12 protein-coding genes are annotated in these 10,466 nt (G+C 45.9%); 9 read left to right on the forward strand and 3 right to left on the reverse strand.

Translation table 11 applies throughout. The annotated features are described in order from the left end of the window. The first annotated feature begins 78 nt into the window (after positions 1 to 78). From spoVAC to spoVAE, 3 genes are read left to right on the forward strand one after another with little or no spacing between them, the layout of a single operon-like run. Complete coding sequence (gene spoVAC, locus AC3WQH_RS24490) at positions 79 to 558, forward strand: stage V sporulation protein AC (RefSeq protein WP_005832062.1); 480 nt, start codon at positions 79 to 81, stop codon at positions 556 to 558. 1 nt (position 559) lies between these two features. Continuing rightward, entirely contained in the window at positions 560 to 1,579 is a 1,020-nt protein-coding gene (gene spoVAD, locus AC3WQH_RS24495) for a stage V sporulation protein AD (protein ID WP_007784321.1), read from the forward strand. Continuing rightward, entirely contained in the window at positions 1,576 to 1,926 is a 351-nt protein-coding gene (gene spoVAE / locus AC3WQH_RS24500) for a stage V sporulation protein AE (RefSeq protein ID WP_005832063.1), read from the forward strand. The genes spoVAD and spoVAE overlap by 4 nt, the downstream gene beginning before the upstream one ends. Before the next feature lie 75 nt (positions 1,927 to 2,001). On the opposite strand, the gene AC3WQH_RS24505 is transcribed toward spoVAE, so the two are convergent. The 3 genes from AC3WQH_RS24505 to AC3WQH_RS24515 all read right to left on the reverse strand — a co-directional run bounded on the left by AC3WQH_RS24505 (position 2,002) and on the right by AC3WQH_RS24515 (position 4,255). Further along, positions 2,002 to 2,235, reverse strand: a complete 234-nt coding sequence (locus AC3WQH_RS24505; RefSeq protein ID WP_127510485.1) for a hypothetical protein — start codon at positions 2,233 to 2,235, stop codon at positions 2,002 to 2,004. Positions 2,236 to 2,789: 554 nt separating this feature from the next. After that, entirely contained in the window at positions 2,790 to 3,218 is a 429-nt protein-coding gene (locus tag AC3WQH_RS24510) for a cell wall hydrolase (protein ID WP_005832064.1), read from the reverse strand. Positions 3,219 to 3,781: 563 nt separating this feature from the next. Beyond that, on the reverse strand, positions 3,782 to 4,255 hold the full coding sequence (locus AC3WQH_RS24515; RefSeq protein ID WP_005832065.1) for a hypothetical protein: 474 nt from the start codon (positions 4,253 to 4,255) through the stop codon (positions 3,782 to 3,784). Positions 4,256 to 4,390: 135 nt separating this feature from the next. Here AC3WQH_RS24515 and AC3WQH_RS24520 point away from each other — a divergent pair, with 135 nt between their 5' ends. The 6 genes from AC3WQH_RS24520 (at position 4,391) to AC3WQH_RS24545 (ending at position 10,413) form a co-directional block, all read left to right on the forward strand. Then, positions 4,391 to 4,951, forward strand: a complete 561-nt coding sequence (locus AC3WQH_RS24520) for a CBO0543 family protein (protein ID WP_005832066.1) — start codon at positions 4,391 to 4,393, stop codon at positions 4,949 to 4,951. 93 nt (positions 4,952 to 5,044) lie between these two features. After that, a complete protein-coding gene (locus tag AC3WQH_RS24525) occupies positions 5,045 to 5,251 on the forward strand; it encodes a DUF1657 domain-containing protein (RefSeq protein ID WP_005832067.1) in 207 nt (68 codons plus the stop codon). Between the two features lie 65 nt (positions 5,252 to 5,316). Continuing rightward, complete coding sequence (locus AC3WQH_RS24530) at positions 5,317 to 6,834, forward strand: phospholipase D-like domain-containing protein (protein WP_005832068.1); 1,518 nt, start codon at positions 5,317 to 5,319, stop codon at positions 6,832 to 6,834. A gap of 91 nt (positions 6,835 to 6,925) precedes the next feature. Beyond that, positions 6,926 to 7,246: a YunC family protein gene (locus AC3WQH_RS24535; protein ID WP_005832069.1), complete on the forward strand. Its 321-nt coding sequence runs from the start codon at positions 6,926 to 6,928 to the stop codon at positions 7,244 to 7,246. 36 nt (positions 7,247 to 7,282) lie between these two features. After that, positions 7,283 to 8,212, forward strand: a complete 930-nt coding sequence (dpsA, locus tag AC3WQH_RS24540) for a dipicolinate synthase subunit DpsA (protein WP_007784329.1) — start codon at positions 7,283 to 7,285, stop codon at positions 8,210 to 8,212. A 296-nt stretch (positions 8,213 to 8,508) separates the two neighbouring features. Continuing rightward, a complete protein-coding gene (locus AC3WQH_RS24545; RefSeq protein WP_005832071.1) occupies positions 8,509 to 10,413 on the forward strand; it encodes a PAS domain-containing protein in 1,905 nt (634 codons plus the stop codon). Positions 10,414 to 10,466: the final 53 nt, after the last annotated feature.

Here is a 10,466-nt window from a genome sequence, read left to right on the forward strand (position 1 = left end):
TTTAAGATGTCAAAGTTAAAAAACAGAGAATGAGCGAGAAAACAGGAGAAAACATTACTTTATAGTGGGAGGATGTTCATGGCAAATAATATAAAGAAAAATTTAACGCGGGTACAACAGGAATATAAAGAATTGGCGCAAAGCGTCGAACCTCCGAGGCCCATACTCAAAAACTTCATTCGTGCGTTTATAGCTGGCGGGGCCATTTGTTTGGTTGGACAAGCCATCCAGGAAATGTTTGTGCATTGGGGCGGCTTTGATGAGAAAAAGGCTGGAGACCCTACCGTGGCGGTTATGATACTCCTTTCTGTCATTCTGACCAGCATGGGGGTGTACGATAAGTTTGCCCAATGGGCTGGTGCGGGTTCCGCAGTGCCTGTGACGGGATTTGCGAATTCGATGGCATCCGCTGCGATTGAACATCAGAGTGAAGGAATGGTGCTCGGTGTTGGCGGTAAAATGTTCAAACTGGCCGGACCGGTTATTGTATTTGGTACAGTCGCCGCCTTTGCGGTAGGAATTGTACATTTGCTGATCAAAGGCGGGGGAGGCTCTTAATATGTTAAAGGGACACCAGAGTTGGCTATTTGAGAACAAGCCGTTCATCCGATCAACAGCAACGGTAGTGGGTCCATTTGAAGGAAGAGGCCCGCTGGCCAAAGATTTTGACATTGTCCATGGAGAATCCATGATGGGACAAAAGAGCTGGGAGAAAGCAGAAAAGGCATTGATTGAAGAAGCGGCAAAACTGGCTATTGAAAATGCGGGGTTGACAAAGGAACAAGTACAGTTTTACATAGGCGGGGATTTGATGAATCAAATCATTAGCAGCAGTTTTGCCGCGCGAACATTATCGATCCCTTACCTCGGTGTGTTTGGCGCTTGTTCAACCTCGATGGAAAGTCTGGCATTAGCAGCTAACCTTGTAAATTCCGGTTCGGCGAAATTTGTATTGGCGGGGACATGCAGCCATGATTCCGGTGCGGAGAAACAGTTCCGATATCCGACCGAGTACGGTTCGCAAAAACCGCCAACCGCCCAATATACGGTAACCGGGGCCGGTGCTGCCATCGTATCCATGGAAGGTGACGGACCGGTTGTTACATCTGCCACCATTGGCCGGGTTATCGATATGGGCATTAAAGATCCGTTTAATATGGGCGCAGCGATGGCTCCTGCAGCGGTAGACACCATTGAGGCGCATGTTCGAGATTTGGGAATTGAACCGGGTTATTACGATTTGATCGTTACCGGCGATCTTGCGAAAGTCGGATATGAAATCGCCTGTAAATTGTTTAAGAAACATAACTTTCCCATCGAACAAACCGAATATTCCGATTGCGGGATGATGATTTACGATTATGAAACCCAAATGGTTCAAGCCGGAGCAAGCGGCTGCGGTTGTTCGGCAGTTGTTACCTATGGACATTTGCTAAATCGGATGCGAAGAGGTGAACTGAAACGAATCCTCGTTGTCGCTACGGGGGCGCTGCTATCCCCGATTTCATTTCAACAAGGGGAAAGCATTCCTTGTATCGCTCATGCCGTATCCATAGAGGCAGGGAGGGAGATATTATGATTTTTCTTTGGGCTTTTTTGGTGGGAGGTGCAATCTGTGTTTTCGGACAATTTTGTTTTGATGTCTTGAAACTTACACCGGCCCACACCATGACCCTGCTTGTTGTATTGGGCGCGATTGTCGACGGAATTGGATGGTATGATCCGCTGATTGAATTTGCCGGGGCAGGAGCATCGGTCCCGATTACAAGCTTTGGTAACGCGCTTGTCCATGGTGCGCTTCAAGAACTAAAGAGCAATGGCTGGATTGGGATCATCACCGGAATTTTCGAAGTGACCAGTGCCGGAATATCCGCAGCGATTATTTTTTCGTTTCTCGCTGCATTGTTCGTAAAACCCAAAGGATAATACGGGGCTCATTGTCACTGTAACGGTCGGTCAAGGTAATCCCTAACCGACCGGTTTTAATTATGAAAAACCCATTCAGATGCTATTTATTTCGGTTCCTATATTCTCCATCGCTTCTTTGGTTCTCTCCATCAAACTCGGCTCGGTTGGAACTTTTTTACTTGCCTTGCCATCCAATACTATTGGAGATTTATTACTTGCCGTTTTGATTCGGTGTTTAAATTGTGATTTAAGTTCGCTTTTTTCCATATTTTCTCCTTTCCATTTGCCATTTTCAGAATATGTAACTGATATTATTCCGATATTCATATCCTTTATACATCATCGGAGTCAGTAGACGGTCGGCGCTTCGGTTGGTGAACCATCGATCTTACCCTTTTGGTCCAAAGCATATCAAGGAAATGGCCGAACTGTGGAATGTAAGCGAAGAAGATCTTCCGATCGGATCAGAAACTTCTCGTAGGTGATGCCGGACATATCGGCTGGCCTGCCTTTGGACACCCTCTTCCATTCCTCAAAACACTCCTCTGGTATACGGTAAGAAATCAAGATACCAAAATCGGATTTTACGCCTACCGAAGGATCAACTTTGGGACATCATCGGATTCGTGTAAATGTTCAAAAAGACGCCGATTCTCCCTGCTCCATCAACTCAGTAATTTCCTCAATGCCTTGGAGAAGTACAATGAGTTGTGTTGGCTGGTCAATAAAGAACTGATTGGCCGGTTGGTACTGGCATTGGCATACACGAACCAAAACTGGAAGATCCCCATACCTGCAAAGTATTACTCCAAACGGTTATGCAGAGATTTGCGCTTAATACATATAAGACGCTGACCGGATTAGGCCTGCGTCTTATATGTTTAAAAAGTATTGTAAATATTTTCGCATTCTACACCTGTCGGTTCGTAAAAGCAGTGGCTTTTGTATCTTCCGACAAAAGGCTGATTGTACCATGTCGAAGGGCAATTTGCGGGGGGTTTGAAATACCACAAAGCGAATTTAGCAGGCCATGGTCGCTCACCGTTAATTGACTTTCGTGCAAGGCGTCTATCTTTGTCCCTTGCCTTTTGATAAAAGTAACCGTGTATGGTTGCTTCAAACGCATGCGGCTGAAATACCATTTGCGGAATCGTACGAATGCCTTTAAAATCGGAGCAGTTTGCCCGAATCCGATTAATTCCTACAGCCCCGACGAGCAGCATTCCTTGTTCGCCTTCCCCTTCCGCTTCGGCTCGAAGCAATCTTGCCAACAGATCTATATCACTTGCCCTGGCTTTGACAACGGCCATTGTATCACCTCATTTTAGTATTCAATATATTCCCATTGTTCTATTTAGTGCTTGCTTAATATTCATACCGCTATCCGACGCACAATCTCGCAAGTTTCACCTTACGGATTGTTAATTGCCTGAATTAACTACTCTTTTTTTGGATAACTTAAAACCGCCTACATGTAACTGCGCCAGCACATGATAAATAACATCTGAAGGTGAGTTGTGAGTATTCATTTAGCCATTGCGTTATGGACGGTATTCGCGGCGTGGCGGTGGGGTCGGTGGATACAGTTTTCCCAGTGCTATCCAACGATGGTATACCTAGCTTGTTTTCAATTGCTTTACGAATTCTTCTCGCATGAAAAATTTTATTTGTGGCGTTTGGAACCCGATCCAGTATTCAACTATACCAGCGTTGTTATGCTTCACACCTTTTGCATATATCCTTTAACTGCTTTTCTCTACCTCACCCGTTTTCCGGAAGTCGAAGACGATGTACCCGCGATACAGCATCCTGCACGGATTATTTTATATCCGCCAAGGCCAGATGTTTGGACGATGACGGATATGTGCCTGCTTCATCTGCGCGAGTTTCCATATAGAATATTTGACGTTACAAATACGCCGACCGGCGGCAGCGAAGTTGAAGACGGTTGGGATGTGACATAGCCGCTATGCTCCGGCAAGTTGATATCAGTTGTCGCTACCCAGGTTCCATATTCGCCCGCCTGTAAAGAGGGGGGGAGCATTCGAAGGCGTCCGGTGAGGACCAAATGCCGAAGTTGAATCTGGACATCGTCATAGATGGTTAAATGACCGGAATAGGCAGCGTAGGGGGAATGAAACACGATCTGCTGCGCGCTTTCATTCCAGCTTCCTTCAATCGGAATCGGCGTTCCGCGAAATTGGATAGTGCCTTGAACTCGTTGGTCCGGCAAAACGCGCATCACAAGCTTGCCCCATACAACCGGCCTGCCGGCGACGGATGCATAAACTCCCCAAATGGAAAAGGGGGGTAATACCTTTGATATGGATTGCGAGGCATCGGCCACGACTCATCACTCCTCTTATTCGGTTACGCCATTATATGCGTCCACGGTAAAAATGCCCGTCACGGGGCTTGGATTCCTTTTATCAACAGATTGCATAATGGCAGGTCCCCACATAAACGGAAAGGGGTGACATCGGTGGACGAAAACCAGATTCATCATGCGATTGAACAAGCCTATCAATTGATTGTTGAAGCACACCGCAACATGACTGAAATTTGGCGCAATCACGTCCTGTTTACACGCCAATGGTGGTTGGGAGTAGGTTTATCCATATGTCCTTGGCTGATTTGGATCGGAATTCGGGACCAACGAGCAACAGGACAGTTTCTACTATCCGGGTTTACGATAATTATCGTGTCGTCGTGGCTGGATCAGCTGGGGATTGCCATGGGTCTCTGGCATTACCACTGGGAAGTCATCCCGTTCATGCCGGCTAATTTTCCATGGAATTTTTCACTTCTTCCCGTCACAGTGATGTTCTTGAACCAGTACAAGCCGGAAGTAAACCCGCTGATAAAGGCCCTCCTATTTGGGGGTTTTTCCGCTTTTGTGGCCGAGCCGATCTCACAAATGGCAGATTTATATCATCCCATTCACTGGAAGCATATCTATTCATTTCCGATCTATGTCGGGCTGTATTTTATGTCTTCAAGCATTGCCAGAAAAGGCATCGATTGCGGTAAGTCCGGACCTTAAACCGGCAAGAACCAGTCGCCATATGTTACCATTCATACACGTTTGAACGGGTTGACATATTACATACGGATGCTATTGCAGGAGGTGATCGATATGACGGTAGCTTCTCAATTGAAAACAGCTGTAGCTTCGCTGAAAAGCGCGCAGGCCAGCTTTGAACAGTTTGCGTTAAATACACAAAACCAGCAGGCCAAAACCACATTCACAAACGCAGCACAACAGACACAAAACATCATTGACCAGGTCGTTCCGCGGTTGCAACAAATTGAACAAGAAGAACCGCAGTATAAAGGGTTCTAAAAAAAGCCATCTCTCGGCATGGCTGCAACTTTTTTCATCGTTTATATAATTGGAGGCTGATTTTCTTGGCATGGATCGCAGGACTATGGATTGTTAATACAGCATTGTTACTCATTATTGCGGTTCGGGAGGTGCGCCGCCCCGCCAAGGCGCTGACATGGATGACAGTCGGACTGGTATTTCCGATGATCGGTTTCGTTTGTTACCTTTTCGTCACGAATCCGGTGCAAATGCGGCGGGACAAGCTGGTTTCATCGCATCAGAATCCGATCGTTTTGCCTCCGTTGTGCGGCCATTCCGCAGCTGTTATCGCCCGGTCTTTACAGCCCTTATCGGTTAGTGGCCTTCGAACAGGTTCTGTCCAAATCCTCACGAACGGGATGGAAACTTACGGCAGACTCCTGCAATCGATTCAATCCGCACAAAAAACGATTGAGCTTGAATATTACATATATCGGAATGACCATATTGGAAATCGGATCACAGACGCACTGATTGACCGTGCTTTATCCGGTGTGAATATTCGTTTTATAAGGGATGGCTTGGGAAGCCGGTCGTTTCCCAAACATGCAATTCGTCGGATGAAGGAGGCGGGCATTGAATGCAGGACTATTTTCCCTTTGCGATTTCCCTGGATTCTATCCAACTTGACTTACCGCGATCATTGCAAAATCGTCATTATTGACGGAAAGGAGACATTTATGGGAGGAATCAACGTGGGGGATGAGTATACCGGAATGAAGCCGAATACCGGATTCTGGCGCGATACCCATATGCGGATAACCGGCGAATCAGCGAATGATGCGAAGGCGGTTTTTGAAGCCCATTGGAAATTGGCGTCACCGGACATACCCCATACGCCAATAACGGCAAGAAACAACCCTGAATCTGTGCAACGTTCGCATCCCAACAACGAATATCCTTTTCCTTTTGGCAAAACAGAGCGATCTGCATTCGGATGGGAGTGGGGATCGGAGCTTGGAACGACGGAAAGCACGCGTATAGCGAAAGCTTCCTCACCCGAAGATACACCTTCTGTGTATATCCAGATGTTTGAAGGCAATCCCTCGCTGCCTACTCCGGTCATTCGGGAAATGCATTTCATTTGTCTAACCCAGGCGACCCGATCCATCGACATCGTCAATCCTTATTTTATTCCCGACGCGGATATCCTGATGGCCATCAAAACAGCCGCGGCGCGTGGGGTTCGAGTGAGATTACTGGTGCCGCAGCGGGTGATTCCTAAAGTTGCAGGCGCTGCCAGCCGTACGTATTACGGCGAACTGGTGGAGGCGGGGGTCCATGTGTTTCAGTATAACAAAGGGGTATTGCACGCGAAAGTCATGATTATCGATGGCGAGATTGCCGAACTCGGTTCTTCCAACTATGATCTCCGGAGCTATCGTTTAAACTACGAAATCTGCGCAGTGATGTATCACTCCGATGTGGCTCGGGAACTAACGGAACAATTCGAACGGGATCTTGCCGAGGCGACTCCCTATCGTTTGGAAGATCACGTGAATCGACCTTCATCCGAGCGGATGCTTGATCAAGCGGCGCGTTTGTTGTCTCCTTTGTTATAATACACAAGCAATATTGGATTTAGGCATTCGTCTATGGTGCAGGTATCACCCCCGGCATATATATAGTATAGAAAAAGGAGCTGCATCATAGATGATTATAATCAAACCGATTGAAGTGAAAGGGCATCAGGTTATCGGCATTGAGGTCACTCTGCCCAAAACAACACTACTGGCTATCACAACTGAACACGGATATATCATGTGCGGCGCACTGGATATTCGGCTGTTAAATGAAAAATTAAAAGAACGTCGAATTGTCGCAGGACGTGCAGTCGGGGTACGAACGATAGAGCAATTGCTGGACGCCCCTCTTGATATGGTTACCCTAGAGGCGGAATTACATGGAATTCATCCCGGAATGAAAGGGTCAGACGCGCTTGTAAAGATGACAGACGCAGTTAATTACCGTTAGTTTTCAGGCCATTTTTTAAGGAAAGTAGGGGATTGTTTGTTAACGGGTATGCATGTTGTTATTCTTGGAGGCGATGCCCGGCATCTTGAAATTATTCGCTCATTTACTGACCTGGATGCCAATGTTGTATTAATCGGTTATGAAGATGTGAAGGAACAACTTCATGAAGTCCGGCACGCAAAGCTTACGAAGGAAGTACTTAGCAAGGCGGATGTATTGATTTTACCGGTTGTTGGTACGGATGACCATGGCAAAATAGAGTCTTCATTTTCGACCGAAACGCTAATGCTGAACAAAGAATATATGTCCTGTTTGCCTAAACATGCAAAAGTTTATTCCGGCATAGCTAAGTCCTACTTGAAGAACCTTTGCTCGGAAGTGGGTATCGATCTGATTGAATTGCTCAATAGGGACGATGTAGCCATATACAATTCAATTCCCACTGCAGAAGGCGCTTTAATGATGGCCATTCAACATACGGATATTACCATACATGGTTCGCGTTGTATGGTTCTGGGATTGGGGAGAGTCGGTCTTACGTTAGCCAGCGTGCTTCACCGTCTGGGAGCACACGTCAAAGCAGGTGTGCAGAAACCGGAGCAGTTTGCACGTGCCTTGGAGATGGGGATTGAGCCGTTTTATACGAAAGATTTGTACGAAGAAGGCGCAAATGCGGATATTATTTTTAACACGGTTGCGGCGCTAATCCTTACATCTCGTGTGCTAACTCGTATACCGCATCACGCAATCATTATTGATTTAGCTTCCAAACCTGGCGGGACAGATTTTCGCTTCGCCGAAAAACGCGGAATCAAGGCCATGTTGGCGCCAAGTTTACCGGGAGCTGTCGCGCCAAGAACAGCTGGACGAATATTGGCGAGTACGTTATGTCAAATGATGCAGGACGAACAACGGAATCGAAATCGGGAGCAAATGGACATACTTGCTTGTCCTTCTGGGGTGTGAGATCGCGAACGTAATTTAGAAAGGCATCTTGTTTATACTTGATCAGAGAGGTCGGTACTTTGCCGGCCTCCGTCTTATTTGCGTAAGAATCGGATAATGAAGCGTGGTAAAGCGGCTCTTTCTTAGATCACAAGTCGGTTTCCATGTAACGGGGGACTCTAAATTAGTGTTGGTCTCGGAATCTTGTTTCAACTGTTAAAAATGCCATATATAATAGAGAACATCCATAGATTTTTAACAGAAGACCGTTAAGGTTGCAAACATAAGCTTATTGCACAGTCGGAGGTTACTTGCAAATGGATATTTCAGATTTACTTTCACATCCTGTCGCTCACCACGCATTTCATTATACACTTGTCGGAAAAGCTTTAGTTCGATTCGGTGGTGAAGTGGCAATGGTCAATCGCTCGCTATGCAACATGCTGGGCTATACAGAACAAGAACTGCTGCGAATGAGAATACTTGACATTATTTATACGGAAGACGTTCCATTATATAACGGGTTCATGAATGACTTGCTAGGCGGCAATTCCGATTATGTCGAAATGGAGAATCGCTATATTTGTCTTGACGGCAGACACAAATGGGGAATGACAACCCTATCGGTCATCGATGTGGAGGGACATCCGGAAAGAGTATTCTTGATCCAGGTTCAGGAGATCACGTATCGCAAAAGGCTTGTTGAATTGAACGAGGCATACGCCGATAAATTCAGAATACTTGCTGACCATCATTCCGATCTTGTTTACGACGTCATGTTAGATGGAAGTTTCAGCTATGTGAACCGCGCCTGCACGAAATTATGGGGCGATGACTTATATGAGTTGGAAAGAGCACTTGGAGACACCATTCGGAAAAGTCTGGAACACGTGATGGAATCATTTACGAATTCCCCTTTTGAGATGGAAACTTCATTTGAAGCGAAAGACGGCAAAATGTTGAAATACAGCGTACTGAATATTCCCAATTTCATTCAGAATGAACTCGTAGGGCTGCATTGCATCGCAAGGGATATTACCCTGCAATCCAATATGGAAAGGGACCTAAAGCATAGCGAGAAAAAATATCGTTTGTTAGCGGACCATACGGGGGAAATGATTGCTACACTGAATATCAATGGTATTATCTACTACATATCGCCGGCGTGCAAACCATTGCTGGGTTATGATGCGACGGAATTGATAGGAAGACCTGTCTGGGAATTGTTCTATCCTCCCGATATAGAAAAATTGGGCTCGCAAGAGTGGATGAATGAAGACGGTTATAGCAACATTTTACGATTACGTCGAAGAGACGGCTCCTCTGTTTGGGTGGAGGTCGTAAGCAACACGCTGCGGTACGATTCGGGCAATGTTCGTGAGATAGTTTTTCGGGATATAACGAGCCGAAAGACGCTGGAAGACGTCCTAGCTACTCAAGAACGTGTCATGAGTGATATTGTAGAAACAATGGATGTCGGCGTTGTGATTTGTGATGAAAATGGGATATTGACAAGTATGAATAGAGCCGCAAGACAATTGCACGACTTTGTAAAGATACCTCTTTCGCCCGAACACTGGAGTTCTGTATACGGATTGTATCAAACAGATGGAAAAACGCTGTTGAGCAAGGAACGCGCCCCGCTTTATCGGGCGTATCGAGGCGAAAGTTTCCGGGATTTAGAAATGGTGGTTAAAAAGTCGAATGGCGAGCATCGCCTCATTCTTTGTCATGGGAAGCCGATCATTGTTCACAATAAAATTGTGGGCGGCATTTGTGTCATGCATGATATTACCGAATTTGATGCAGCCAAGCAATCTGCTCATCAGGCAGACAAATTATCCATAGCGGGTCAAATGGCCGCGGGAATTGCGCATGAAATTCGAAACCCGCTTACCGCGCTGAAAGGATTTCTGCAATTGTTAAGCGCCGGCAAAGAAAAAGGAAGTAAGTACTACGATATTATGAAGGAAGAATTAACTCGTATCGAACTTATTCTAAATGAACTACTGGCTTTAGCCAAACCGCAAGAGATGAACATGACACAGCATGATCTTTCTAAACTGATTCAGGATATCGTCGTGCTACTTCAGACGCAGGCCACATTACATAATGTAGAAATTCACTCTCATCCAACCAAGGAACCCGTGCAGATCCGGTGCGATGGAAATAAAATCAAACAGTTATTTATTAATTTGATTGAGCATTTTGCAGAAATCTGAGCCCTTGAGACACAAGGATTTCTAGGGATAAAAAAGGGACTTCACCCCAATTT

This window comes from Brevibacillus sp. FW301-21C12A (genome assembly GCF_058788915.1).